20 protein-coding genes and 2 pseudogenes are annotated in these 26606 nt (G+C 55.1%); 18 read left to right on the top strand and 4 right to left on the bottom strand.

Annotation, left to right across the window (positions count from 1 at the left end):
• Window positions 1–5 precede the first annotated feature (5 nt).
• The gene (gene leuC, locus A7D21_RS07475) at window positions 6–1418 is read right to left on the bottom strand and encodes a 3-isopropylmalate dehydratase large subunit (RefSeq protein ID WP_047531084.1); all 1413 of its coding nucleotides are present in this window, start codon (window positions 1416–1418) and stop codon (window positions 6–8) included.
• Between the two features lie 291 nt (window positions 1419–1709).
• Here leuC and A7D21_RS07470 point away from each other — a divergent pair, with 291 nt between their 5' ends.
• The 3 genes from A7D21_RS07470 to A7D21_RS07460 all read left to right on the top strand — a co-directional run bounded on the left by A7D21_RS07470 (window position 1710) and on the right by A7D21_RS07460 (window position 6353).
• Window positions 1710–3305 carry a GMC family oxidoreductase gene (locus A7D21_RS07470; protein ID WP_047531086.1) on the top strand — a complete coding sequence of 532 codons (1596 nt, stop codon included), beginning with the start codon at window positions 1710–1712 and terminating at the stop codon, window positions 3303–3305.
• A 49-nt stretch (window positions 3306–3354) separates the two neighbouring features.
• On the top strand, window positions 3355–4680 hold the full coding sequence (gene mdlD / locus A7D21_RS07465; protein ID WP_047531088.1) for an NAD(P)-dependent benzaldehyde dehydrogenase MdlD: 1326 nt from the start codon (window positions 3355–3357) through the stop codon (window positions 4678–4680).
• A 236-nt stretch (window positions 4681–4916) separates the two neighbouring features.
• On the top strand, window positions 4917–6353 hold the full coding sequence (locus A7D21_RS07460) for a carotenoid oxygenase family protein (protein ID WP_047531090.1): 1437 nt from the start codon (window positions 4917–4919) through the stop codon (window positions 6351–6353).
• 155 nt (window positions 6354–6508) lie between these two features.
• Here A7D21_RS07460 and A7D21_RS07455 read toward each other — a convergent pair.
• Both A7D21_RS07455 and A7D21_RS07450 read right to left on the bottom strand, forming a co-directional pair.
• A pseudogene (locus A7D21_RS07455) lies at window positions 6509–7984 on the bottom strand (aldehyde dehydrogenase family protein).
• An 18-nt stretch (window positions 7985–8002) separates the two neighbouring features.
• Window positions 8003–9799 (bottom strand): FUSC family protein, encoded by a 1797-nt coding sequence (locus tag A7D21_RS07450; RefSeq protein ID WP_171902598.1) that lies wholly within the window; start codon window positions 9797–9799, stop codon window positions 8003–8005.
• A gap of 114 nt (window positions 9800–9913) precedes the next feature.
• On the opposite strand from A7D21_RS07450, the gene A7D21_RS07445 reads away from it, so the two are divergent.
• The 6 genes from A7D21_RS07445 to A7D21_RS07420 are packed head-to-tail and all read left to right on the top strand — an operon-like array spanning window position 9914 to window position 17144.
• Window positions 9914–11377, top strand: a complete 1464-nt coding sequence (locus tag A7D21_RS07445) for an MFS transporter (protein WP_256556015.1) — start codon at window positions 9914–9916, stop codon at window positions 11375–11377.
• A gap of 19 nt (window positions 11378–11396) precedes the next feature.
• Window positions 11397–12248, top strand: coding sequence for a fumarylacetoacetate hydrolase family protein (locus A7D21_RS07440; RefSeq protein ID WP_020300871.1), 852 nt, complete (start codon window positions 11397–11399; stop codon window positions 12246–12248).
• 1 nt (window position 12249) lies between these two features.
• Complete coding sequence (locus A7D21_RS07435; protein WP_047531096.1) at window positions 12250–13071, top strand: IclR family transcriptional regulator; 822 nt, start codon at window positions 12250–12252, stop codon at window positions 13069–13071.
• Between the two features lie 29 nt (window positions 13072–13100).
• Window positions 13101–14756 carry a bifunctional 3-(3-hydroxy-phenyl)propionate/3-hydroxycinnamic acid hydroxylase gene (locus tag A7D21_RS07430; RefSeq protein WP_069551385.1) on the top strand — a complete coding sequence of 552 codons (1656 nt, stop codon included), beginning with the start codon at window positions 13101–13103 and terminating at the stop codon, window positions 14754–14756.
• Between the two features lie 14 nt (window positions 14757–14770).
• On the top strand, window positions 14771–15619 hold the full coding sequence (locus tag A7D21_RS07425; protein ID WP_020300874.1) for a VOC family protein: 849 nt from the start codon (window positions 14771–14773) through the stop codon (window positions 15617–15619).
• A 43-nt stretch (window positions 15620–15662) separates the two neighbouring features.
• Window positions 15663–17144 (top strand): aldehyde dehydrogenase family protein, encoded by a 1482-nt coding sequence (locus A7D21_RS07420; RefSeq protein WP_047531102.1) that lies wholly within the window; start codon window positions 15663–15665, stop codon window positions 17142–17144.
• Between the two features lie 63 nt (window positions 17145–17207).
• Here the strand turns inward: A7D21_RS07420 and A7D21_RS07415 are convergent, their stop codons facing one another.
• Window positions 17208–18272 (bottom strand): hypothetical protein, encoded by a 1065-nt coding sequence (locus tag A7D21_RS07415; protein WP_020300876.1) that lies wholly within the window; start codon window positions 18270–18272, stop codon window positions 17208–17210.
• 306 nt (window positions 18273–18578) lie between these two features.
• Between A7D21_RS07415 and A7D21_RS07410 the strand changes: the two genes are divergently transcribed.
• From A7D21_RS07410 to A7D21_RS34220, 9 genes and pseudogenes are all read left to right on the top strand, one after another.
• Window positions 18579–19874, top strand: a complete 1296-nt coding sequence (locus tag A7D21_RS07410; RefSeq protein WP_069551384.1) for a CdaR family transcriptional regulator — start codon at window positions 18579–18581, stop codon at window positions 19872–19874.
• 221 nt (window positions 19875–20095) lie between these two features.
• A complete protein-coding gene (locus A7D21_RS07405; RefSeq protein WP_047531104.1) occupies window positions 20096–21091 on the top strand; it encodes a hypothetical protein in 996 nt (331 codons plus the stop codon).
• A 96-nt stretch (window positions 21092–21187) separates the two neighbouring features.
• Entirely contained in the window at window positions 21188–22186 is a 999-nt protein-coding gene (locus A7D21_RS07400) for a transporter (protein ID WP_047531106.1), read from the top strand.
• Window positions 22187–22621: 435 nt separating this feature from the next.
• Window positions 22622–23251 (top strand): annotated as a pseudogene (locus tag A7D21_RS36580) (HAMP domain-containing protein); the annotation flags it as partial.
• Window positions 23252–23320: 69 nt separating this feature from the next.
• Window positions 23321–24109, top strand: coding sequence for a methyl-accepting chemotaxis protein (locus A7D21_RS36575; protein ID WP_371101270.1), 789 nt, complete (start codon window positions 23321–23323; stop codon window positions 24107–24109).
• Between the two features lie 248 nt (window positions 24110–24357).
• Window positions 24358–25110 (top strand): hypothetical protein, encoded by a 753-nt coding sequence (locus A7D21_RS07390; RefSeq protein WP_069551383.1) that lies wholly within the window; start codon window positions 24358–24360, stop codon window positions 25108–25110.
• A gap of 115 nt (window positions 25111–25225) precedes the next feature.
• Complete coding sequence (locus tag A7D21_RS07385; protein WP_020300882.1) at window positions 25226–25456, top strand: AlpA family transcriptional regulator; 231 nt, start codon at window positions 25226–25228, stop codon at window positions 25454–25456.
• Between the two features lie 4 nt (window positions 25457–25460).
• Window positions 25461–26303 (top strand): ParA family protein, encoded by an 843-nt coding sequence (locus A7D21_RS07380; protein WP_069551382.1) that lies wholly within the window; start codon window positions 25461–25463, stop codon window positions 26301–26303.
• Window positions 26304–26388: 85 nt separating this feature from the next.
• Window positions 26389–26598, top strand: coding sequence for a hypothetical protein (locus A7D21_RS34220; RefSeq protein ID WP_076964377.1), 210 nt, complete (start codon window positions 26389–26391; stop codon window positions 26596–26598).
• Window positions 26599–26606: the final 8 nt, after the last annotated feature.

Below are 26606 nucleotides of genomic sequence, written 5' to 3'. Positions count from 1 at the left end.
GCCTTTCAACTCCTTATCTGGGCAGCGGTTATATCAACGAAATGTCCTGCCAGGGCCGCCGCAGCTGCAGTGACCGGGCTCACGAGGTGAGTTCTGCCACCCTGCCCCTGACGCCCCTCGAAATTGCGATTGGACGTAGATGCACAACGCTCCCCAGGGAGCAGCCGGTCCTCGTTCATTCCCAAGCACATCGAACAACCGGGCTCGCGCCATTCAAACCCAGCGTCGATGAATATCCTGTCCAAGCCCTCGGCTTCAGCCATGGCTTTGACCTGTCCTGATCCCGGCACCACCAATGCTTGTTTGATACGCGTGGATACTTTTTGACCGACTACAACCTGGGCAGCTGCTCGCAGGTCCTCGAGGCGTGCATTGGTGCAGGAGCCTATGAAAATCTTGTCGAGCTCGATTGAAACGATGGCTGTGCCCGCTGTAATCCCCATATAGTCGAGCGCGCTGACCAAGGCCTGACGTTTAGCGGGGTCTACTTCGTCCGCGGGGTCGGGCACCTTTTCTAGAACATCGCACACCATTTGCGGAGAAGTTCCCCATGAAACTTGAGGGGCAACTTTTGCTGCATCCAGGTTCACCACCTGTTGGAAAATTGCCCCAGGGTCGCTGTGAAGCGTGCGCCAAAACGTAGCGGCGGCCTCCCAGCCTGCGTCTCGCGGCGCATGAGGTCGGCCGTGCAGGTAGGCCAGTGTGGTCTCGTCTACACCGATCAGCCCGACGCGAGCTCCGGCTTCGATTGCCATATTGCAAAGGGTCATCCGCGCTTCCATGGACATGCTACTGACCGTGCTGCCGGTGAATTCGATTGCATGACCGGTGGCCCCCGCAGTACCGATTTTGCGAATCAAGCTCAGGGCCAAGTCTTTTGCGGTCACGAACGGCTGCAATTCGCCGTCGATCTGAACCTTCATCGCCGCCATGGGTGAAACACGCAGGCACTGGGTGGCGAGAACGTGCTCGATCTCGGAAGTGCCGATGCCAAATGCCAAGGCCGCGAAAGCACCATGGGTACTGGTATGAGAGTCGCCACAGACGATGGTCATTCCCGGAAGACTGGCGCCAGATTCAGGCGCGATGACATGCAAAATGCCCTGCCTTTGATCACCCATTTTAAAGTGGCGCAGGTTCAGGTCAGCGCAGTTACGCTCAAGCGTCTGAACCTGAATTTTCGCTACCGGATCCTGAATGCCCAGAGCCAAGTCCCTAGTCGGCACATTGTGGTCCGAGGTGGCGATGATCGTGCCGCTTCGCCAAGGGTTCAGCCCCGCTGCCGATAAACCTTCAAAAGCCTGGGGGCTGGTGACTTCATTGATCAACTGCAGATCAATGTAAAGCATCGCAGAACCGTCCGAGTCATGACGTACGACGTGCGTTTCCCAGAGTTTTTGCAGCAGCGTTTTGGGCACTGGAGGCTCCTCTTGTCAGATCGATCATTACGGACCTGCCTGGCCGGATTGTAGGCAGGCTTGCTCAGACAATATAGAGCACTTTTATCTTAATGCGCTATTTTTGATTTTTAAAGAGTGGCAAAGTACTATGTGTTGTCCAACTGTACTGTTCAGATTTGTAAAATCTGAACAGCGAAAGCGCCCGCTTAAACGATTCCTGATCTCGGCTTTTGATAGCGATGTCTGATAGGCAGTGCGCTATCCCCCCTCAATACTCATCCGTTCAAGAGCGATCCGCAGTGGGTAAATATGACAACTAAAAGCTTTGACGTGCTGATTGTAGGAAGTGGTGCAGCCGGATGCGTGGTGGCCAGTTATCTGGCCGAGAACAGTCGGGCCAGCATTGCCGTGATCGAAGCCGGCGGCAAGGATTCCGACCCGCTGATCCACATTCCAGCCGGCTTCGGCACCATCCTGGCCAAGGATAAACACGTGTGGACCCATTCCACCGTCGCCCAGCATGGTACTGAGCGACGCTTTCGCTCCGGCAAGGTGTTGGGGGGAGGCACGTCGGTAAATGCCATGGCGTATGTGCGTGGCCAAAAACGCGATTTCGATGCGTGGGACGAAGCCACCGCAGGCGACGGGGACTGGAATCACGCCAGCATGTGGCGTGCCTTCATCGAGCAAGAAAAAAACGACACGTTCCATGATGAACATCATGGCACCCAAGGCAATCTGGCCGTGCAACTGCCCAAAGGGATCAACGAACTGAACCAGTATTGCCTGAAGGCATTTCAGGAATACGGCCTGCCCTACAATCCGGATTACAACGGCGCCAGCCAGATCGGTGTGTCACCGGTGCAATCGAACATCGAGAACAGTCGCCGTTGCAGTGCCGTAGTCGCGCACCTGCGCCGTCATCTGGAGAGTGGCCGCGTCACCTTGCTGGCGAACACAACGGTCACTCGGGTGCTGATCGATAGCCACCGCGCGGTAGGGGTCGAAATACTCCAGGGCGGGACTACGCAGCAAATCCAGGGCAAGCAGGTCATACTCAGCGCCGGGGCGGTACACAGCCCGAAGATTCTCATGCATTCCGGCATAGGCCCCAAGACCCAGTTGCAGGAATTCGGCATTGAGGTGATGGTCGATTCCCCCGGCGTGGGCGAAAACCTACATGACCACCCTATCGTACCGCTCAGCGCCTATGTGAAAGGGAACTTGGGCTATCAAAGCGTTGCCCAGGGCCTTGGGCCGCTGAAGGCAGGGATCCGCTACATCCTGACCAAAGACGGCCCGGCCGCAGGCAGCGGCATCGAGACGGTCAGCTATTGGGATCCCCTGAACTTACAGGGCGACCCTACCGTTCAGTGCTATCACGTACCAATCATTTCCAAAGACGGCTTGAGCCCTACCGGTACGCGCCCCGGCGTGACCTTCGAGTTAGTGGTGCTTCAGCCTAAAAGCCGCGGCTGGGTACGTTTGGCTGACGCTGACCCTACCTCTATGCCGCTGATCAACCCAAATTTCATCGGCCACGAATACGATTTGAACGTGGCCGTTGAGTCGGTGAAAGCCATGCGCCATGTCCTGACTCAGGAATCGCTAGCGCCGGTGATCGACGAAGAGGTCTCACCGGGTCCCAGCGTGCAATCCGATGAGCAGATTGGCGAATGGGTCAAACGCGTCGCCACCACCATGTGGCACCCGGTCGGCACCTGTCGCATGGGCAAGGACGAAGGTGCCGTCGTTGATGGTCGCCTGCGTGTGAAAGGCGTGGAGCATCTGCGTGTCATCGATGCCTCGATCATGCCCAACATTACTAGCGGCAACACCAACGCGCCCACTCAGGCGCTGGCCCTGCACGCTGCCAAAATGCTCTGTGAAGATTACTTTCGCTGATCTGCGTGACGCTCATAAACATCCACTGAATTCGATAAGGTGACAACCCATGAACTATCCAAGCTCCGAGTCCATCGATGCAGTATTCGAGTCGCAGCGTGCCTATTTCGCCTCCCGCCAAACCCACCCCATCGAGTTTCGCAAACACAGCCTGGAGCGCCTGAAACAGGCAGTGCTCAATCACAAAGAGGCGCTGTACGTCGCACTGGACGAAGATTTAGGAAAACCCAAGGCCGATGTGGACCTCGCGGAGATCGGCGCAGTCCTCCACGAAATCGATTTCGCCCTCGCCCACCTTGACGAGTGGGCGACACCAGAAACGGTACCCACCGCAGACCTGATTGCGCCGTCCCAGTGCTATGTCACGCAAGAGCCCTTTGGCGTTACTTACATCATCGGGCCGTTTAACTACCCCGTAAACCTGACGCTGACGCCGCTGATAGGCGCAATCATTGGCGGCAACACTTGCATCCTTAAGCCCTCCGAAACCACCCCCAACACTTCACTGGTCCTCGAGAAAATCATTCAGGAAGCGTTCTCTCCCAACTACATAGCTGTGGTTCAGGGTGGACGCGATGAGAATACTCACCTGCTGAGCTTGCCGTTCGATTTCATCTTTTTCACGGGCAGCCCTAACGTCGGCAAGATAGTGATGCAGGCAGCCGCCGCGCACCTCACACCAGTGATCCTGGAACTAGGCGGCAAGTGCCCTTTGATTGCCCTGGCCGATGCCGATGTCGATCTGGTGGTGTCGCAGCTGATGTTTGGCAAGTTCATCAACAGCGGCCAGACCTGCATCGCACCGGATTACTTGTACGTCCACAGCAGCATCAAGGATGAACTGCTAACTCGCCTGACGCAGCGCATTCAGCAGGACCTGCCCGACATCGGTTCCACGGGAAAAGTCGTCACGAGCCAACAAGTATCGCGTCTTCAAAACTTGTTGAGCAAGAGCGCGGGCAAGGTGCTGGTCGGCGGCGATGCAGACCCAGAACGGCGCGTATTCAGCGCCACCGTGGTCGACCAAGTGCAATGGGACGATGCGCTGATGGCCGAAGAGCTGTTTGGGCCCATTTTGCCGGTGCTGACTTTTGATTCGGTGGATAACGCAGTCGATCTCATCAATCAACATCACTCCAAACCACTGGCCGTGTATGTGTTCACAGGCCACATAGCCAATGCCAACCCCCTCATCGACCACATTCAAGCCGGCGATGCTCAGGTCAACGGCGTGCTGGTGCACGCGTTTTCGCCATACCTGCCGTTCGGTGGGGTGGGCGGTTCAGGGATGGGCGAATATCACGGCCGATACAGCTACCTGGCATTTACCCACAAAAAGTCTGTACGGATAGTTGAGTCTGGCAAGCCGGTATAAATAAAACACCAACTCCGCGAACCTGAGGCAGGTCAACGGCAGGTATTCTTTGCAATCCTGCCTTGATCGCGCGACCACATAAACCGTGACGAGCTCAACATAAACAACTGCATGTACCTCAGTACCAACACTCCATAAGAATTCGTACTCACAACCCGGAGACAGCAATAACACCAAAGGCTAGCAATCTATTAACCCTTAATAAGACACCCCTATTAGCCTTCGGGAGATACATCATGTGGAACAATAGCAGCCCCTTTTTACAAGGTATTCGCCAACCCCTCTCCAACGAAATCATCGCCAATGAACTTCGCATAGAAGGTACTGTACCGCCTGAACTTGAGGGCGTGCTTTTTCGAACCGGATCCAACCAGCGTTGGGAGCCTGCTCGCCCTGACCGATACCACTGGTTCGACGGAGATGGCATGGTTCATGGGTTTTATATCAGCAACGGCGCTGTCAACTACCGCAATAAATGGGTGCGCACCGATGGTTTCAAGGAAGAAGAAGCAGCCGGCAGATCGCTCTACAACGGTATTTACGGGTCTTACGAAGTAGCTCAACCACAGCTTGAAAAGGGGCCGGCTGCTTTCAAGCAAGTAGCCAACGTCAATGTCGTGGAAATCGACGGACGCGTATTGGCTCTGCAAGAGGCGGGTGGACACTATTATGAACTTGACCGAAACACCCTGAAAACCATTGGTACCTTTGATTTCCACGGCGCAATTGATGCACTGGTTACCGCGCATATCCATACCGACGCTGCAAAAAATGAACTACTATTGTATACGGTCGAACCCGAAACCCGCCGATTCGTCTGTGCACTGGCTGACAAACAAGGGAACATCCTGAAACAGCACGTCGTTACACTTGACGCCCCCGCCTATATTCACGACTTCATGTTCACTGAAAATCATTTTGTCTTCTTCTTTGGGCCCATCAACTGGCGTCCAGAATCACCCGACCGAGTTCCTGCAGGCAAATCTGCGTGGACGTTTGACCCAAAGCAGAGCAATCGAACCCTGGTGGTCCATCGGCAGACCGGTGCAACTCAATGGTTCACCGATGAAGCTTACCAAACCACACACTTCGTCAACGCCTACGAGGAAGATGGCAAAATAATCGTCGACGGCTGCGTCAGTGACCTCCAGTTTGTCGATGATATAAAAGTCGAGAATTTCTTTCCGTTTCCTTTTCCTGACGCTGGACGCTCGCCGTTCACACCTCCCGTGCTGTACCGCTGGACCCTGGATCTCGATGCCGGTCAGATGACACGAGCACGGGTCGGAAATTTCTCCGTCGAATTTCCTAGGATCAATGAAAAACTCCTGGGTGCAAAACACCAATACGGCTACTTTGCCGGTGTGCACCAGCCCAAAAGTGACAGCCACGATTTCAATTGCCTGATAAAGCACGATTTTATTTCAGGCAAAACCGAGTACCAAACACTGGAAGGTGACAGGGACGTGTCCCCTGCCGAGCCGATATTCGTGGCCAAACCCGATGCGGTGAGTGAAGACGATGGTTGGTTGCTGGTCGTCTGGTGGGATCCCCAGACAAACAAAAGCGAACTGGTGATCCACGACGCGAGCGACTTCACGGGCGCACCATTGGCACGGGTAAAGCTGGATCATCATATACCGCTGGGTTTTCATGGGAACTGGATCCCATAACCCACCGGTAGAGGTCTAGCCGAGCGTTCTGGCAACAGCAACGCACAACTGACTGCCCTGCAAATAACGTATCGCTGCAGGGCAGTCTTTGTATGAAGGAACGCCCCTTTCAAGGGGCATTCATGCCATACGATCAGTCCACTAAAACCCTGACCTTAAAACGGATAAGCGCGACGTTTGTGTTGCACCGAGATCCAGTGATCGCTGGTCAGCTCCGCGATGATCCATTCGCTCTTGAAGCGACCGATACCGCTGTTTTTCTCGCCGCCAAACATGTTGTTCGGATCATCATTGACCGAGATGTCGTTGATGTGAGTCATGCCGGCTTCGATCTGTTGAGCGAAACGCAGGCCCCGACCTTCATCCTTGGTGAACACCGCAGACGACAAGCCGAACTCGGTCTGGTTGGCCAACTCCAGCGCATGTGCCTCGGCACGCGCAGTGATGATCGGCGCTACAGGACAAAATTGCTCAGCCTGGGCCAAGTCACTCATGTTATCGACATTGACGAACACATGAGGCGGCAGTACCTGCCCGTGTGCAGCGCCACCGAGCAACAACTCGATGCTTTCGGCTTTCGCCGCTTCGATCCGAGCCACTGCGCCCTCCAACTGGCGACGGTTGATCAGCGGGCCAATGACTGTATCTGCAAGGTCAGGATCGCCGACTTTCAACTGGCGAACGCGCTCGACAAACGCTTCGACGAAATCCTTTTGCAACGAGGCGTCGACGATAATCCGGTTACTGCTCATGCAGATTTGACCTTGGTGCAGGAAGCGCCTCACAACGGCGGCGTGCACCGCCAGATCGAGGTCCGCGTCATCAAGCACCACGCACGGAGCATTCCCACCCAACTCCAACCCGACTCGCTTGAGCGTCGGGCCTGTGACTGCCAACGCGCCAATGTGCCGTCCGACCCGAGTCGATCCCGTGAAGAAGATGAATTTTGGAATCGGGTGCAGGGTAAAGGCATCACCCAAATCAGCCACGTCTCCCACGACCACGTTCAAAACTCTCGGCGGAAAACCGGCCTCTTCGTAAATTTTCGCCAACAACAAACCACCGGTCACCGGCGTATCGTCGGCAGGCTTCACGACGACGGCGTTACCGAGTGCCAGTGCTGGTGCGATAGACCGATTGGAAAGGTGCATCGGCCAGTTCCAGGGACTGATAACCCCGACCACACTCAGTGGTTTACGGTAAACGCGGCTTTCTTTGTCGGGGGTGTCGATTGGCAGAATGCGGCCGACGACTCTCGAAGGCATGGCCGCGGCCGTGATCATGGTCGAACGTACCGCTGACCACTCGATTTCGGCTTTGGTACGCGTGCTGCCTGACTCACGAATCAATCAGTCGACAATTTCTTCGTGCCTGGCTTCCAGTACGCTAACGGCGCGCATGAACAAGGCTGAGCGCTCATTAGGTAACGTCTGCGCCCATGCTTTCTGCGCGGTTGCTGCCGCCTGGTAGGCGTCGTCGAGGTCGCTAACATCACCCAGCGAAAGCTCGGTCAGCAGGGCGTTGTCATAAGGGTTGCGGTTCTCCAAGACCTTGCGCGTACTTCCGGAACGCCAGGCCCCGGCGATGTATTGGCCAGTAAAGTTTTGCCACGGTGTTGGGCGGTCAGACATGGGTGTTCTCCGGTTGATTCAAAGTATGTCAGCGCCAGTATTCTTCTTGCTTGCCAGCCTGGAAGTCGCGAGGTTTTCCAATTGCTGGTGCAGTGCAAGGGTGTGATGTTCATCAGTTCGGTGGTGAGCGAAAAGCTGAGCAATCGCTGCGCATTCGAACGCAGCAATGAGCCGTGGAGAGGCCTTTTTTTCGAGGCTGATCAGACTTGTCAGAAGACCCCTGACTTGATCATAAATTCGTGCCTGAGCAGGTGGGGCAGGTGTATCCGAGATCTTCAGTGCGAGCCGCGCAATGCGCTTGCACAGGCGCTTGCGCTGGGAGCCTGGCGATGAAGGAACCAACCATCGGTAGGTCAGCACGGCAGTGAACACCCCGCCCAGAATTGCCAACATCTGCAACAGGGTATGTTCAAGGGAGGTGTCTACCTGCAATCCAGGTTGAGCGATTAACAAAAAGGTCATGTTCAGGTCGATGGCCAGTTTTGCTGTACCGGGTCGAGCCATGAGCAACGCTCCGATCATCAAAAATGGTGCGATAACCAAGGCCAGCTCCCACACTGTTCCCACTTCAGGTAACAGCCAAAAACGGCAGATCACGCCAAGAACGGCTCCAGCGGTCGAGCCAACAAGTACGTCTTTTAACGCCGCACTGGCGTGGCTATGGCTGGAGAACAGCGAGGCGAACAACACGGCCGTCATGACCATCATTGGACCGTCTGACCAACCCAGGCCCCACCACATTGCGGTGGCGATGGACATCGCAATCAAGGATCTGGAGCCCGCGAGGCATGTTGCGTGCCAGTCGCGCTGTTGAGTTGATTGCAACGCTTCCCTGCCTGGCGTTTCACAAGCATTCAACGCTGCAAAGACGCGTTGTAATTTTTCAACGAACAGCGTGCCTGCGGCAAGGTTTTCAGTGTTTTTGTGGACCTCATTGATCACCGCGAGCACCATTGCAGCTGCCGATTCAGGATGAGTTGCTACCAACAGGTCAGAGGGAAATCGGAGTTTTTCGCCAACATCGAAATGGCTACTTACGAGTAAATCGACAAGCGCGCCCAGCGTGTCGCGAGTGCGAAAGACCCGTAAACGCATTGTTCGAGAACCTGCAGCAATTTCATCCAGGCACAGATCAAGCGCCGCTAGTTCCTGCAACAGCGCACTAAAACTTTTGGCATCGTGTGCAGTGCCTGCCTGCAACCTTTTGAGGCTGTAGCGAACGCTGGCCACAATCAGCGCATCGAGTCGGTTGTACACGGATTCCAGGGACGCGGACTTGCCAGTAAACGGCCATGAAAAACAAGCTGAGGCCAACACGCCGATGACGGTGCAATAGATTCTGCCAAGGGCTAGGTCCACATCGAGCACGGGGTCTTGAATACCAAACAGCGCGACGATCGCTGCGGTGTAGCCTGCCAGCACAAAACCGTAATTTCGAAAATGTCGAAACAGGTTTCCATACCCGGCGCACGCTGCGATCCAGGCTGCCAGTACGAGCATTAGCCAGTGCTGCTGATCAAAGAACACCGTCAGCAAAAGTCCACCTGCCATGGCTCCCACCACCGTACCGATCAGCCGCGCGCCGATGCGTTCGATCAAGAGGCCTCGCGTAGGTTGCGCCACCAGCCAGACTGTCATCGCAGCCCACCAAGGATGGTGCAGGTCCAGCATTTGAGCGATGACCAGCGCCAAGAGAGCTGCCGTGGTTGTGTGCAGACTGAAAATCAGTGCTGACCGAGAAGGCCACTGAAGCTCGGGCTGCATGCCAAAACGGCCAATCAAGCGACCGAATGATTGAGTGATCCACTTATTCATTTGATGAACTGAGATCCGCAGCCTGATGAGGGAAACGCAGCCGCACGCGGCTCTCATTGCCATGGTGCATGCCGACGAGAAACCAAAATATCATATTTCCTGCTATTTGGGATTTTGGTTTATTTTATCTTTACAGGATTTTTGCTTCGTAATAGATTTAGCCTCAGTCAAGGGCACCTGCCTGCCCAGACAATAAAAACAATAAGAGGCCAGTTCATGCATACGCCTACACCCAGCAATATCCTCTGCGACGTCGTTGACGCCCGCCCTGTCAGCCGGTTGCAATGGGAGGGGCTCGCCCTCTGCGTACTGGTCGCAGTGCTAGACGGATTCGACACCCAGATCGTCGGTTTTCTGGTGACTGCCATGGCATCAACCTTGAACGTAACGCCCCAAGCCTTGGCACCGGTGTTCGCGGCGGGTTTATTTGGTTTGATGCTCGGCGCACTGCTACTGGCCCCTATGGCGGATCGCTTGGGGCGCAAGAGAATTCTGGTGTTGTCGATCCTGCTGTTCGGCACATTCGCGTTACTGACCGCATTTGTTAACAACGTCTCGCAGTTGCTCGTCGTGCGCTTTCTGACCGGCATAGGCCTCGGCGGGGCAATTCCCAACCTGGTGGCGCTGATCTCTGAATACAGCCCGCGACGTTACTCGCGCAGTGCCTTGACGCTGCTGTTCTGTGGCATGCCACTGGGCGCCATGCTGGCTGGCTTGACGGTCGACCAACTGCTCGCTACCTGGGGGTGGGAAAACCTTTTCCTGATCGGTGGCGCGCTGCCGTTGCTGGTCGCCGGCGTTGTGGTGTGGCGGCTTCCAGAGTCGGTTGAGTTCCTCAGTCGCCAACCCGGCAGTCGTGCTGCCCTCAGCGCTATCATTAAACGGCTCGCACCCAACCTCGCAGAACTGCCCGCCAGTCTTGGCCAACTACGCCAACAGGCAACCTCCTCTACCTCCCTGAGTCGTCTTTTCACAGCCGGCATGTGGCGCCGCACCCTGCTGCTTTGGCTGCCGTATGCCATGAACTTGCTGATTTTGTACTTCATCATGAGCTGGATCCCGACGCTGTTAGTGGCAGCCCATGCACCGCTGAGCATGGGCATTCGCGCCATCATTCTCTTCAGCCTGGGAGGTGTGATCGGCTCGGTCGTACAAGGCTGGCTGATGAACCGCTGGGGGTCGGTCAACGTATTGACCATCGAATTCATGGGCTACCTGGCAATCGTGCTGGCGCTCAGCCAATTGCCTGTTTCGATTTATTCGCTTTTCCCCGCAATGTTGTTGCTGGGCATTTTGGTGCAAGGCGCGCAGGCAGGTCTTAACGCTTTGGCCGCCGAGTTGTACCCACAGGAAATACGCTCCACAGGCATCGGCTGGGCACTTGGCGTCGGGCGAGTGGGTTCCATTACAGGGCCCGTTTGCGGCGGCTTGATGTTGGCAGCCGGCTGGGTTTTGACAGAGATCCTCAGCGCAGCGTTGGTTCCGGGAATCATCGCGCTGACGGCGATTACCTTGCTACGACTTGACCCCGCGAGCAAACAACAACCCACACCCTCACAGTCTGTTACACATCATTGATGCAACCAGAGGCATACCCATGAAAATCGCAAGCTTCGTTTACCAAAACCGTTCCACGTACGGCATTGTTAAAGGTGACCACGTCATTGACCTGGAATCACTCAAGTCTCACCTGGGTGCGGACCTCAAAGAAGCCATCGCGCGCAATCGACTGAGCGAACTGGGGGCTGATGCGCTGAAAGACCTGCCTCGCCTGGCATTGAGTGAAATCACCTTTTTGCCGGTCATTGCCAACCCAGGCAAAGTGCTCTGCATCGGGATCAACTACGCCACGCATGTGCGCGAGACTGGTCGGGACATGCCGACCTACCCGATGATTTTCACCCGCTTTGCCGACAGCCAGACCGCACACCTGCAGCCCATCGTTCGCCCAACCGTGTCCCACAAGCTTGACTTCGAAGGTGAACTGGCCGTGGTGATCGGCAAGACCGCTCGCCACGTCAAACCGGAGGACGCCTTGGACTACGTCGCCGGCTATGCCTGCTACAACGACGGCAGCGTACGTGACTGGCAGAAGCACACGATCCAGTTTGTTCCAGGGAAGAACTTCCCGGCCACCGGTGGATTCGGCCCATGGATGGTCACCAGCGATGAAATCGTCGACCCGCAGGACCTGGAACTGACGACTCGTTTGAACGGCGAAGTGATGCAACACACGCGCACCAGCGACATGATTTTCGATGTGCGCAAGTTGATCGAGTACTGCACCGCGTTCACTGAACTGGCCCCTGGAGACGTAATCGTCAGCGGCACCACCGGCGGCGTTGGTGCATTCCGCGAGCCACCAGTCTGGATGAAGCCGGGCGATATCGTCGAAATCGAAATCGAGCGCATTGGTATCCTGCGCAACAGTATTGTAGACGAGAGCTGACATGCAAAGACCGTTTGATTCCGAAGACACCACCGAGCACCTGGCAGACAGCAAAGGCTCCAGCCTGGAGCGGATGCTGCGAATTCTCGACCTGTTCACCGAGCACCATCCCATCTGGACGGTCGACGGGATGGGAAATGCGCTGGGGTTCACACGCTCCACTGCCTACCGTTATGTACGCGAACTGGCCGAGGCCAATTTGCTGTTTCAGGTGGAGGCCGGTCGCTATGCGCTGGGCGCGAGAATCATCACCTGGGATCGCCAACTGCGCGTCAGTGATCCGTTGGTACGCGCGGCGCACTCCCTGGAGTCGACCTTTCCGCAATGGGTTGCCGAGCAAGCCTGGTTGGTGTGTCGGCTGTTCAAGGATCAAGTGGTCTGTATCCATCAAACCGGCAACCTTTCCAACCAAGTGAGCTACTCGCGAGGATCGCCAAGACCTTTGTTCATGGGGGCGACCTCTAAAGCGATCCTCGCCAACATGGGCTCACGGCATCAAAGCCAACTGTTTCTGGAAAACCCGAGTGACATCGAGTCCAGCAACCTTGGCAAGACGTGGGAGGTGTTCCGGCGCTCGCTCCAACGCTTGCGCCGCCAGGGATATGTGCTGAGCACCAGCGAAGTCGATGCTGACGTCTTTGGCCTCGCGGCCCCCATATTCGATGGCGACGGCAAAGTGGTGGGCAGCATCAGCTGCGTGCGCCCGACCTCGCAACGCGATAGCGAACAGGATGAAGTGCAAGGCCAGCAAATCCTCGCCCTTGCCGACAATCTTTCACAACTCATGACCGCGCTGGCGCACAGACCAGAAGTACTGGACTGACCAGCCCGGCGGTCACCGAGGGAATAAAAATGACAACCCTTACACCCGTGAATACTGACGTACTGATTATCGGTGCCGGCCCGACAGGACTCACGTTGGCCAACCTCCTCGGACAGGCCGGCGTGCGTACGACCATTCTTGATCGTAAAGCCAGCACCGTGACTGAACCGCGTGCCGTTTCGATCGACGATGAGTCGCTGCGAACCATGCAGGCAGCCGGGCTGGATGAAGCCGTGTTGGCTGACGTCGTCAAAGGCTACGGCGTTCACTACTTCGACAAGCCAGGGGGACGTTGCTTTGGCAAGGTCGAACCTGTCGGCAAGCAATACGGCTACCCCAAACGCAATGCGTTCAGGCAACCCCTGTTCGAACGCACGCTGATGCAAGGTATGGAGCGTTTCCCTAGCCTGACTCCGCTTTTCTGCCATGAACTGATCGACTTCACACAGAACGCCTCAGGCGTTCTCGCTCGAATACAAAATGCGGCCGGTGACACGGTTGAGGTGCACGCCCAGTACATGGTTGCCTGTGATGGCGGCAGAAGCCCGGTTCGAAAACAACTGGGTATCGATATGGTGGGTTCCAGCTTCAAGTCCCGATGGTTGGTCGTGGATCTGGATCAGGACGATGACCCGTTCTGGCAGACTCGTGTGTATTGCGACGCGCAGCGACCTGTCGTAGAAGTCCCCGGCCCTCATCAGACACGTCGCTTCGAGTTCATGCTCAAAGACGACGAGACTGATGAGCAAATGCTCAGCGACGCTAGCCTTGGCAACTTGCTGCGGCCGTTCCGGGGTGAAAAAGCTTATTCGCTGGTGCGCAAAGTGGTCTACACCTTCCACGCCAGGGTTGCCTCTCGCTGGCAGGAAGGTCGTGTTTTTCTCGCCGGTGACGCTGCGCACCTGACCCCACCCTATGCGGGCCAAGGCATGAACAGTGGTGTGCGTGATGCGCATAACATCGCCTGGAAACTTGTGGCGGTACTCCGGGGACAAATGGCGAAAAGCGCCCTCGATACCTATGAAAGCGAACGCCGCGATCATGCCTGGGCGCTGATCAAGCTGGCGCTGAATCTCGGGGTGGTCATGGCGCCGGCTTCGGCCTTGCACGCCAAACTCATTACCAGCACCTTCCGCGTGATCGGGCTGATCCCGCCTCTGCGCGATTACTTTCTGCAAATGAAGTTTAAACCAAAGCCTCGTTTTACCCAGGGCCTGGTGTTATCCCAAGGTAAGGCCGGCAACCTGCGCGCCGGGACCATGCTGCCGCAGCCGACTCTTTTCGACTCTCACGGCTGCGCGCAACTGTTGGATGAGCATATCGGCCCGGGCTTTGCCTTGATTCAATATGGCGATCTGCGCAGCCAACGCATGGATCAACTGCAGCACCCGCTCTGGACCCACCTGGATGCCAAGCGCATCGTGATCATTCCACAAGACGCTCCGCTTCCGCCCCCTTTGGCGGGACTCACGATCGTACATGATCGCAACGGTGAGTTAAGCGCACTGTTTGCCGAGGCCAGCACCTTCCTGCTGCTACGTCCCGACCGCTATGTCGCCGCCATATTTGACCAGGCTCAGGAGTCAGAAACAGCTCTGGCTCTTCAGTCCTTGTTGGGCATTGCACAGGCTACGACAGTCGCCGTCGCGGCTGCCAATACCGCCCATTCCCCAGTTACTCTTTGATCGCGGAGTTTTCCATGACGACCCTCCAGACTTCGACCCCTGCTCAACTGTGCTACCTGCACCTGGCAAGCAAAGAACCTCAACGCCAGGTAGATTTTTATACGCGAATGATGGACATGCGCGCATCGCCACAAGCAGATGGCAGCCAGGTGATGCGGGGGCCGAAACGAGCGGCAATCATTTCGCCAGCCGACCATAGCGGCCTGCTGGCCGCTGCCTTCAACCTCCACTCCAACGCCAAACTGGAAGCGCTGCGTCAGAACCTGATTGAGCGTGAATGCCAGATGGATCCGGTGACCTCGCCTTTACTTGAGCCAGGCGCGTTTGCCATTCGGGATCCACAGGGTCGCCAGACAATATTCGGCGTAGTACTTCCCGATACAAGTGCTGAACTGCAAGGCATGCCGTCGAGGTTGCAGCACGTTGTGTTCCAAACCACCGAGCTTGAGACGATTATCGACTTTTACGTCAACACCGTTGGCTTCACCATTTCCGACAACGTGGTCGACCAGGAAACCGGCCAGCTCATGGTGTGTTTCCTGCGCTCCGACGACGAGCATCACTCCCTCGCCTTTTTCCGTGGGTCGAAGAATGAATGGGACCACCATTGTTACGAAACCAATGAGTGGAATGACATTCGTGATTGGGGCGACCGGTTTGCCAAGGAGCGCATCAGCATTTTCTTCGGCCCTGGCCGTCATGGTCCGGGCAACAATCTGTTTTTCATGGTGGTCGATGCCGATCGGAACCGACTGGAATTCTCGGCCGAACTTGAACTGGCGCCAGCAGACCGTGAAGCCGGCGTATGGCCGCAGAGTGAGCACACTCTTAACTCCTGGGGCCGCGCCTGGATGCGCACCTGATTTTGCAGGGAAGTCAATCCATTAAATTGATCGAGTCGCCTAAATGAACAACCAGAACGCACCCGCTCCATTTGCCATTCAAGGTCATCAATACATTAACGGCCGCTGGCAGCCAGGTCGCTCAACCAAACGCCTGGACAACCGCAACCCCTTCAACAACGAGTTGCTGTTGGACATGCCGCTCGCCTCGGTCGCCGATCTGGATGAAGCCTATCTGGCCGCCGAAAAGGCACAGCTGGAGTGGGCTGCGCTACACGCCGGCCAACGGGTTATGTTGCTTGAAAAACTTGCCGTTATCGTTGCGCAGCGCAGTGAAGAAATTATCGACTGGCTCATCAAAGAGTCGGGCAGCACTCGAATCAAGGCTGGCATCGAGTGGCAAAGCACGCTGAACCTGGTCCGAGAATGCGCGAGCATGCCGATGCAAGTAGAGGGTCGGATCTTGACCAGCTACAAGCCCGGCGAACAGAGCTTTGTGTTCCGTGATCCACTTGGCGTTGTGGGGGTGATCAGCCCATGGAATTTTCCGCTTTATCTAAGCATGCGCTCCGTTATTCCGGCCTTGGCATTAGGTAATACCGTAGTGCTGAAACCTGCGAGTGATACCGCTGTCAGCGGCGGATTGTTGATCGCCTACCTACTGGAGGCGGCGGGCTTCCCTGCGGGCACCATCAACGTTGTTGTGGGCGCCGGATCGGAAATCGGTGACGCCTTCGTGGAACATCGAGTACCCAGGCTGATCTCGTTCACCGGTTCTACGGACGTGGGGCGCAATGTCGGGCGCATCGCCACGGGTGGCAAGCACATCAAACGCGTTGCTCTTGAACTCGGTGGTAACGCGCCACTGGTGGTGCTGAATGATGCCGACGTTGAAGTGGCAGCTCACGCAGCCGTGGTCGGCCGTTTCCTGCATCAAGGGCAGATATGCATGAGCGTCAACCGAGTGATTGTTGATCGCACCTTATACCCGGCGTTTGCAGAACTTGTGGTGGAGAGGGTCAGCAAGCTGAAAGTGGGTAACCCTAATGATGCGGACACCGTGATTGGGCCTGTCGTCAATCAATCGCAATTGAATGGCCTGTTACGCAAGATTGATCAGGCACACAGCGCTGGCCTGACTAAACTGTTCGGCGCTTCAGCCAACGGTCTGTTGCTCCCACCGCATGTTTTCGGCAACGTAAAAGCCGATGACGCCCTGGCGGTAGATGAAACATTTGGCCCACTGTTACCAATGCTCATAGCCGACGATGAAGCGCACGCCCTGCGACTTGCGAATGCCAGCGAGTATGGGTTGTCCAGTGCGGTATTCACCCAAGACATGGCGCGCGGGTTGCAGTTCGCTCGTGGCATCGTCGCCGGCATGACGCACATCAACGACATCACCGTCGATGACCAGCCAAACGCGCCCTTCGGAGGTGAAAAGAACTCCGGGCTCGGGCGTTTCAACGGTCATTATGCCGTCGATGAATTCACTCGCGCACACTGGGTGACCTGGCAGCCAGGTGGTCACCACTACCCTTTTTAATGCACCACGCAGTCAGCCCCTGTCGGGGCTGATTGTCATGCAGGGCAACAAGGTGAGTTGGCGTTACTCGTCGCCGCCCAAAGCCGCTACCTGAGCCTCTATGGACTTGATGCTTTGTTTGTCGGCTGCATTTTGCGGTGTAACGCCATCGCCCAAAGCGGCATGAAAAGGGCAACCGACAAATTTAGGATCGTTCTTGTACGTTTCGACGTAATGCTCGGGGAACTGCTTGTCCAGCGCCTGGATGCCCTTTCGCACTTCGGCTTTATCTTCACTGGACATGTTCATCCGCTCTTCGATATAGGCTTCAGTCGGATCGTCGGCATTCATTTCCATCATGCCCATCATGTAGCCGGCCAGTTGCGGCAAAAGCTGGGCCGCGGCGGGGTCAGGGCGGTCGACCTGCATGGTGTCGAGCGTGGTGGTCAATGACATGGCGCGCAGTAACTGATGGCCAAACCAATGCAACTCCTTGGGGAAGAAGCGGAAGACAAACTGCTCATGAATCGCCGTGATAATGAGATTGCCACGTTCAAGCTTGGGTTTTGGAGCATTTTCGAAGGCTTCGCAAAATTCCACGAGCGCGTCGAAACTATCCGGGTAACCAGTGATCGGCTGATCGTTTTCAGCACGGAAGAGTTTGCACATGTCACGCCAGAACAAGTGCGCGGCAATCTTCTCGTTCTCGGAGAGGCCCGGGGCGCCCATCTTCAACTTCAGACGGTGCATTGTGATGGCGGTGAATGCACAGACGTACACGTAATCGTCATTATAAGAAAAGGCACCGGGATACTGCTTGGCCCAATGCGCATGAAGATTATTAATACCTTCAACCGACTTGATGGTGCGGCTGTCTTCAGGACCGTAGAACCACCACAGCGCATTGGCGCTGCCGGTCTGCTCTACACGCGAGGTGGACCGTGAAACGACTTTGCCACCGTCTTCACGCCAGACCGCTCTGGAGCCCCAATCGGTGACGACAAAATTAGGGAAGGTCAACGCGTAGATGAAGTTCTGCATGAAGTCGTTCAGCCCGTAGCTGTTCGATAAACGCCAGATTTCAATGTAATCCTTGCTTGGGTCGAGGCTTTGGATTTTGGCTTGAATCCACTTTTTAGGGGCAGACATGTAGATCCTCTCTTCGCTTGAGTGCACATAGTGAATACGAAAATAGAGGCCTCTGATCAGCGGCCTTCAGTCGTCAGACAGAAGCGCTCATGGCGCAACGTCTGGGTGCTCTCGATTTAAAAACACCACCACTTACGATAGGGCCTCGCCCCGGGCCAGTCTCCGGTCTGTCCATCCAAGCTCGACGGCGTTTTTGGTATTGCAGTATCACCGCGACGCTATACTGCAATCACAGTGCGCTGGATCCCCACGGGCGGCTGCGTGATGCGTACATAAATAATCATTACGACTCACAGGGAGTACCGTTTGACTACTGATCTCTATTCTCACCTGCAGCCAAAAGGCTCGGTCGAGGAAGCTTTTTCCAAGGCGGTGATTGGTCAGCATCATCTGACCAATGCTGTGTTGAAGATGGGTGAAGGTGCGGTGGCCTGGGCGCTTGAGGAGGCCGCCAGTTCCCTCAAGCGCTTGCAGGACGAGTTTCAAACGGTGCCTGACTTGCCGACGCCAGAGATACGCCTCAACCTTGAAACGCTCATCCTCGATATATTCATGAGTTCGTTATCGAGAAACAGTGAGCACTTTACGCTGAAATTGATCCCTTCAATGGCGCGACAAGCTGCACGTCGCGAAGTACCGTTCAGCAGCATCGTCAAAAACATGCGAGCCAACCAGACTATCTGGGTCAATCATTTTTTCACCGCGTCGGCGTCCAGGACTTTTGCACCCTCAACGGTTCAACGGTTAGTCACCAACGGTGCAGGCGTGGTGGATGAAATCATCGAGCACTTTGTGCTGTGCTACCTGGACGAGCGTCAGGTGCTGATGGAAAGTCAAATCGCGAGACGCCGCGCCCTTGTGGAAAAGTTGATCGGCAATGCGGGCGCGCTTCAACTATTCGAGCTAAAGCAAATCAAAAAAGATCATGGCCTGGATCTTGAGCATTTCCATGTCGGTATCATTATTTCTGATCTCAACACCAAGCTCAGCTCAGACTTGGGTGAGTTACAACGCAATTTACAAGATGCAATCATCGGCGATACACCGCTGGTAGTTTCCTTCACTCAGCATTTGACATGGGCTTGGGTCAGTACACCGCGCGCCCCTACTCCGACCCAACTGAAACGACTTGAAGAAACACTGGGGCAATTAAGTGGAACTCAATGTGCACTGGGTGAACCAGCGAAGGGCCCTGCTGGGTTCAGGCGTACCCATCTTCAAGCCAGAGATGTCAGTAGCGTTGCAATCCTTTCCCCAATCAAAGGCGTCATGCGCTGGGCTGACCATGTCCTGACGATCCTGGTCGGTCAGGATCTTGAAAAGGCCGCGTGGTATGTCGACTCCGTGCTCGGACCTCTGGCAAACAAATCAGAGAAAGCCGGCGGCTACCGCCAAACACTCAGCGCTTACTTGCAGTCAGGCAACAGCTTGCTCCACGGTGCTGAAGCGCTAGGTATTCACCGCAACACGCTAGTGTATAGACTGCAACAGATAGAACTACTGCTGGGTTGCCCTATCAAGCAACGAGAGCTCGAAATACGCTGCGCCTTGCACCTGATCACCCAGTACGAGGGCCGTGTCCTCAAGCATGAAAGGGAATAGAAACAGGTAAACAGTGAGATTGATGTATCCCAGTCGATAGACCATCAACGCACGTTTCAAGCGCTTGAGGGCCGCCGTACTGCAATACCAAAACCAATCATTATTTTGGTTTTCCGGCCTAATGACTGCGCTCGGTACTTCTTCTAACTTGTAAGCCATCCGCAGGAAGCGCAATGACCATGCGCCCAGTGAGATGACAACAAAAATAAGAGGAAAACCCGATGACCCGCAAATGGATCGCCGCGCGTATTGATCAGCTCGACCCTGCTACCGACTATGACGAGATCTGGAAACTCTCTGCGGCTTATCGGCCAACCGACTTCATCATGAATCTTGTGTACGCCGTCACTTTCCCTCACTTCTTCGTAAGGGAATTGGACGCGTTGCCTCTCATTGACAACGGTGACGGGAAAATTCTAAAAAACTCATTCAGACGCTCCGATGACACATCCTGGAAGATGCAGGTTTGGTGGCATTACGGTTCACACCACGACAAGACCCGCGAAAACGTTGAGTCGATAAACAAAATACACTCCCACTACGCTCAGCGATTTGGCGAGAGCTTCAGCCGCAACGACACCTACGTCTACACGCTTTGCTATGAAGCAGCCGGCATGCATCGCCTGATGCAACGCGTAGGTATGGCGGGCATGAGCGAAAAAGAGAAGCTCGCCGCTGTTAAATACTGGCACCAGATGTCAACCATTTTTCGCAACGCCGGGACGGGCGAAGCGATTACAGGCTTCCCTGATTCCTTTGATGGAATCATGACCTTCATGGATCGCTGGGAAAGTGAGGATGTTCCCAAACACGACATGGGCCCACCGGCGGCGCGAGCAATAATCCAACAGTTCGCCGATCGTTATTTTCCAAAGTTCTCACACTCTCTGGTATTTGCCTGGGTGATCAGTCTTTATCCCGATCATCTGATCCGCGCCTACGAACTCAAACGACCCTCACCGTTGGCCAGGAAAGCATTGCGTTTGTTTACTGCCGGTTTTCTGTGGATGGGGGAAAAGGTGATCCCTGATCCGAAGGACACCTTCACGGAACGCCGGCAAGTGGCGCATGCCGCCAAGCGCTCTGCGGGTGCATCTAGAACACCAGATCAGCAGAGCGAGCAGGCGAAAGTCGCGGGTTGCCCTTTCCATCGATTCCGAGCAAAGCCCTCAGCGTCTGATGCCGCGAGCCCAGGTACCACGCAAGCAAAAAAATAATGTGCCAAAAGCACATTGGTCCCAGATTGCTTGATGCAAAAGCACTCTGGGAATTACCAAATAGCGCCAAAAAAAATAACAATAGAGCCAACAACGATGAACACAATAAAAAAAATTTGTCCAGCCTTGCTAGTCCTCGCCACTCTCTCGTCCCTAGAAACTGTAGCCGCCAACGGCCCTCCACCGCCTAGCGTTGGGGAGCCGAACGGGATCAATCTAGGAGGCACCAGTTTTTACGATGGATTTGCCGGCCTGTCCGGCTTTTCGTTCCAGCAATACTTGAAGTACACCAGCGCCAGTTCGATTCGAAATAACTCGGGTAAGGAAATCAAAGACTTTGATAACCCGAAGATCAATGTCACCAGCCTGATCAACCAACTCAGCTATTACTCGCCCAACACTATTGGCGCGGGCGCACACCTGGGCTGGAACATCATTGTGCCGATCGTTTCACTCGACGGTGACTTTGGTAGCAACGGTCCACAACTCAAGGACAACGCCACTGGAGTTGGCGACGTCACCACCGGCCCGCTGGTGCAGTTCGATCCTATTGTCGATGAGCATGGACGACCTATTTTCGTCCAGCGCCTGGCACTGGATGTGTTGTTACCCGTCGGTAAATACGATGAACACAAGGACCTCAACCAAGGATCTAACTTCTACTCGATCAATCCTTACTGGGCGGCGACCTGGATGCCCGCACCCCGCTGGGAAGTGAGCTGGCGCTTGCACTATCTGCAAAACTTTAAAAACAAGGACCCAGCCAGCAGTTCAGTGCAACTGTTCGAAGGTCAGCCTGTGCGTGATACCCAGGCAGGCAAAGCGGCATGGATTAACTTTACTGCCTCCTATGAAGTGATACCCAACGTCTCAGTTGGCCTCAATGGGTATTACTTCAAACAAATAAGTGATGATGAGGTCAATGGTCACCGCCTCGCCGACTCTCGCGAAAAAGTGCTTGGGATTGGCCCTGGGGTGTTCTGGAAAGTAGGCGATGGTGATGGTGTCTGGTTCAACACTTATCGTGAGACCGAAGTAGAGAACCGCGCACGCAACGACTACGTCGTGCAGGTACGTTACGCGCACACCTTTTGAGGTCAAGAGCATTATCCTCGATGTAGCGATACGTCGAGGTGGCGCTCAACTCTTCACCGCCACGGACGCGTTGGCTTCCAAGTTAACCGTTCGTCGAAATAAATATTGGATATGGAAGTGGGTCGACAAATGGAAGGTGGGCCTCAACGAGCTGAACGGCAATCTGCAGGTAACTCCTACCGAGCACAATAGCCGTTCGTGTGTCTTTTGCGTTTGTCCGGCTGCACTGAAGATTAGCGCTACCGAGAACATATCCGTCGTTCACACCGAGATCGCCTATGACTTGTGCTACCTCAGTAATTCTTAATTCTACACAAATTTCAGATCCGCGTTTCGCCGATTATCTCGCCTACTCCGCAATGCCGCGAGTCGCATCAGGATGAAATTAACCCTGCATCGTTTCTGCTGAAAGACCACGCCAATAAAACGAGATCCATGATGCAATATTCGCTCGCAGGCAAAATGATGATGACGCTCACACTGGTCATGCTTTGCGTTTCACTCGCTGTCGCGACGCTCAACTATCAATTCACGTCTCGGGAGTTGAGCAGACAGCAACTCAGGCAAGCCACTACGTTACTTGAGCTTGCGGCACAATCCCTAAGCGAACCGCTCGCGAGTGGTAATCAGGCTCAGATCGAAAATTTGCTGAATGAACTGTTGCGCGCCCCCGATGTTAATGGACTAACGGTGCGCGATTCCCGTACGCAACGTTCAACTTCTGTCAGTCAGAAAAACGCGGCTAATGTCTCCTTCCGGCTCAACACACAGGTAATGCATCATGGTCAGGCGCTGGCTATGCTGGATATTGAGTTCAACAACCAGGCGCTGAGAACGACCCTGAAAACTGTATTACTGCAAAACTTGGCAGTCACCGCAGTTTTGTTGCTCGCTACCTTGGGGACTGTGTGGCTATTGACCCGGCGTCACATTCTGCGACCAGTCAAAGAGGTCAGCCTTTGCCTGGCGCAGATAGCACGAGGTGAAGCTGACTTGAGTAAACGCCTAGATGCCAGTTGCCCTGATGAAATTGGTGAGTTGGCTGGCAACTTCAACCTAGTGCTTGAACGGCTATCGAACCTGATTGCGGATGTCGGGCTCGTCTCTAGCGCTCTCGATCAGCATGCCGGTGAAATGGACATAACAACTGGTCACACCTCGCACGCTACCGCCCAGCAGGTTCAGCAGGTCGAATCCGTAGCCGCTTCCGTGCAGCAACTCGCTCGATCCGCCATCCAGGTTGCCAGACACGCCTCGAGCACTAGCGCACAAACACGCGAGTCGGCAGCCCATGTCTGCGAAGGGAACGCCATGATGGACGCCAGCCAGCAAATGGTCGAACGCCTGGGGACACAGATAGCCCATACCGCTCTGAAACTGGGTGACTTGATGCGAGACAGCGAGGGGATCGGTGCGATGGTGGTCACTATTCGCGGGATCGCCGAGCAGACCAACCTCCTCGCCCTGAACGCCGCCATCGAAGCCGCACGAGCCGGTGAGCAAGGACGAGGATTTGCAGTGGTCGCTGACGAAGTCCGTGCCCTGGCGCTAAAGACCCGCCAGTCGACCGAAGTCATTGAAAATATTGTCACCCAGTTACAGGGCGCAGCGCATCAGGCACGAGAAGCCATGGAGGGTTGCCAGAATGCGCTGCAGGATGCGGTGGGCACCTCACGGCAAGTCGGTGAGTTCCTGACGCGAATCAGCGAAAACATTCAGGGCATCAATGAAATGAACCAACACATTGCTTTGGCTGCTCAGGAGCAGAGTACTGTCGCGGAAACGGTGAACGAAAATATCATCACCATTCACCGACTGAGTGATGGAGTCTCCCACTATGTCAATGACTTGGCTGATGGAGCACGACTCCTGAATAAGCAAAGTCAGTTGCTGCACCACAGAATAAGCTCTTTCAAAGTCTAGCGATGCATAGGTTATTGGGAGAAGCACCGTGGTGCTGTGCGTCTAAATCGTCAATTGAAACAAGCGTAAGAACTCGATAACCAGAGTTCATTAGGTGCTTAATGCTCGGATCTCTCACGAAAAAAATGATATCGATTTACCAACAAATAAAACCGAATCAAGGGACAGTTGCCGCACGGAAGCCCAGCTAGTAAAGGCCATAAAAACGTAGTTAGCGGATCTGTTCCCTCAAATATGAGGCTGCTCCTATGTATGAACCCGATAGCTACAACGTTTTTGCAAAAATTTTTTATCGGCCCATTGACGCAGCTATACGCTGGTGCAATCTCATGGCTCATGAAACCCAAATACTAGAATCGGCTTGGGACTGTCCTGCGCTCCTGTCAAAATACTTCCCCCAATGGCCTTGCCTACAGGCAAATACCGAAAAAATTATAGATGCCATTCGCCATGGCGACCTGGCCTATGGCTGCTTCGGCGTGTCGGTCACGATTGGCACGCCCATCGATTGCAGTCAGATAACTATCCGTCATACTGACCTCAGAGTTTGGATGGCGCGCTACTACCCTGACCAAAGACCAAGCTTTCTTTTCGAACAGTCCTTCAACCAACAAGGAGCTATCAGCCCTGGCACCTATCTGGCCTTACAAGCCGACCGAGATGCAATGCAATTGCGGATAAAAAATATAGAAGCGTCTTATCAACAACTACTCGATGAGCTTGAGGCAATGGGGTTGGAAAGAGAAAATATCCATCAGTTACTAAAGTCCAACAGTAAACTCAGTGACCGCAGTGAAATCGGCTACCTGAAAGTCATAGGGGCGTTGCTTGAACTAATCTTAGGACACTCGCCATCAGGTAAACCGCACTCAGTATTTGATAGTCAATCCTCCATCGTCAATTCCATCTCAGCTCATCGCAAAGACGATCCTGGTCTGAGCAAACGCACGCTGGATGCAAAGTTCGCCGCAGCCAATCGCATACTCAAAAAAGATATCTGAGTGGAGCAATTGCACTGCAATACCTCTGATTGCAGTGCAATGACTCTCCCCCAATTCTGCTATTCAATTCAGGTCACTTCCCACCACGCGCCAATCGGCGCCAGGAGTGACCAGCATGTCCAGCCAATCCTTACCCATCGTTGAAGCACCTCAACTGCAGGTAGAACGCCACATCATGCGACGTGACGAGGTGGAGCGAAAAACCGGCTTCAAACGCGCGCACATCTACAACCTGATGAAGGAAGGTAAATTCCCTCAGGCTAAACGCATTGGATTGCGGGCAGTCGGCTGGGACTCGCTAGAAATCGAGCAGTGGGTCGTTGAACGCTTAGGCAAACAGGCCTGATGCCATGCGTGTGGTATCGGTGGTTTCCACCAAAGGCGGGGTGGGCAAAACCACAGTAGCCGCCAATCTCGGCGGCCTACTGGCTGACGCAGGCCTACGCGTCCTGCTACTGGATCTGGATAGCCAACCCACCCTCTCCAGCTATTACGCCTTGAGCCAGAAGGCTGATGCCGGTGCGTACGAGTTCATCGCACTCAACCTAGCTATGCCTGCCCAGATTATTTCCAGGACAGTGATTGCAGGGCTCGATCTGATCGTCTCCAACGACGATCAAGGTCGACTGAGTACCTTGCTGCTGCACGCCCCTGACGGGCGATTACGCCTACGCAATCTGCTCGACAACTTCCGCGCCCGTTACGACCTGCTTTTGATCGACACCCAAGGTGCGCGTAGCGTGCTGCTGGAGATGGCCATCCTGGCCTCCGACCTTGCCCTCTCTCCCATCACCCCGGAAATGCTCGCCGCCCGCGAACTGCAGCGTGGCACCTTGAAGCTACTCAGCGAACTCGAACCTTTCCGCCACCTGGGCATTCCACCCCCACCCTTACGACTGCTCCTGAACCAGGTGAATGCCATTCGAGTGGACACCCGGATGATCATCCGTGGCCTGCGCGAGACCTTCGCAGGGGCTAACAACATCTCGGTTCTAGACACCGCAATTCCTGAGCGAGTGGCGTACCTCAACGCCGCCTCCCTTGGCCTACCGGTCCAGCGAGTCGAGACACGCCAGTCACGGGAACGACGCTCGCCATCCGCGATGGAAACCATGCAAGCGCTGGCCATCGAGTTGTTTCCGGAATGGCGCGAAGCGATTTCTAGGGTGGGCAGGTGCACGGAGGTTAAATGACACCATTCACCATGCCGGCACTTCTCGCCCAATCATTGTGTTTGCTCGACCTTATAGCCAACAGCGTTTGGCAAGGAGTCTTCTGATGTTGGATCAACTTCCCATCATCGCTCCACCATTCACTCGACCACACCACCCATCTGGCGATGAATACTGCACTGTCGTCTTTCGCCTGCAGGGTGGACGCTCGGCCATGGGTTGGCTCCTCGCAGAGCTTTCCAGACATTTCGAAGGTTCGGGGACTGCCAAGATCGTCAAGTTCGAGGTCGGTGACCATTTGCGTAACCGGCGTTAACTGAGGTT

The organism is Pseudomonas sp. AP19 (assembly GCF_001728855.1).
Taxonomy (GTDB): Bacteria; Pseudomonadota; Gammaproteobacteria; order Pseudomonadales; family Pseudomonadaceae; genus Aquipseudomonas; species Aquipseudomonas fluorescens.
This window is presented reverse-complemented; position numbering and strand designations above follow the sequence as displayed.

Excerpts from the sequence above, each read along its gene's own strand:
- A7D21_RS07470 (WP_047531086.1), top strand. The coding sequence starts at position 1,710 with ATGACAACTAAAAGCTTTGACGTGCTGATTGTAGGAAGTGGTGCAGCC.
- mdlD (WP_047531088.1), top strand. The coding sequence starts at position 3,355 with ATGAACTATCCAAGCTCCGAGTCCATCGATGCAGTATTCGAGTCGCAG.
- A7D21_RS07460 (WP_047531090.1), top strand. The coding sequence starts at position 4,917 with ATGTGGAACAATAGCAGCCCCTTTTTACAAGGTATTCGCCAACCCCTC.
- A7D21_RS07450 (WP_171902598.1), bottom strand. The coding sequence starts at position 9,799 with ATGAATAAGTGGATCACTCAATCATTCGGTCGCTTGATTGGCCGTTTT.
- A7D21_RS07440 (WP_020300871.1), top strand. The coding sequence starts at position 11,397 with ATGAAAATCGCAAGCTTCGTTTACCAAAACCGTTCCACGTACGGCATT.
- A7D21_RS07435 (WP_047531096.1), top strand. The coding sequence starts at position 12,250 with ATGCAAAGACCGTTTGATTCCGAAGACACCACCGAGCACCTGGCAGAC.
- A7D21_RS07430 (WP_069551385.1), top strand. The coding sequence starts at position 13,101 with ATGACAACCCTTACACCCGTGAATACTGACGTACTGATTATCGGTGCC.
- A7D21_RS07425 (WP_020300874.1), top strand. The coding sequence starts at position 14,771 with ATGACGACCCTCCAGACTTCGACCCCTGCTCAACTGTGCTACCTGCAC.
- A7D21_RS07420 (WP_047531102.1), top strand. The coding sequence starts at position 15,663 with ATGAACAACCAGAACGCACCCGCTCCATTTGCCATTCAAGGTCATCAA.
- A7D21_RS07415 (WP_020300876.1), bottom strand. The coding sequence starts at position 18,272 with ATGTCTGCCCCTAAAAAGTGGATTCAAGCCAAAATCCAAAGCCTCGAC.
- A7D21_RS07405 (WP_047531104.1), top strand. The coding sequence starts at position 20,096 with ATGACCCGCAAATGGATCGCCGCGCGTATTGATCAGCTCGACCCTGCT.
- A7D21_RS07400 (WP_047531106.1), top strand. The coding sequence starts at position 21,188 with ATGAACACAATAAAAAAAATTTGTCCAGCCTTGCTAGTCCTCGCCACT.
- A7D21_RS36575 (WP_371101270.1), top strand. The coding sequence starts at position 23,321 with ATGGACATAACAACTGGTCACACCTCGCACGCTACCGCCCAGCAGGTT.
- A7D21_RS07390 (WP_069551383.1), top strand. The coding sequence starts at position 24,358 with ATGTATGAACCCGATAGCTACAACGTTTTTGCAAAAATTTTTTATCGG.
- A7D21_RS07385 (WP_020300882.1), top strand. The coding sequence starts at position 25,226 with ATGTCCAGCCAATCCTTACCCATCGTTGAAGCACCTCAACTGCAGGTA.
- A7D21_RS07380 (WP_069551382.1), top strand. The coding sequence starts at position 25,461 with ATGCGTGTGGTATCGGTGGTTTCCACCAAAGGCGGGGTGGGCAAAACC.
- A7D21_RS34220 (WP_076964377.1), top strand. The coding sequence starts at position 26,389 with ATGTTGGATCAACTTCCCATCATCGCTCCACCATTCACTCGACCACAC.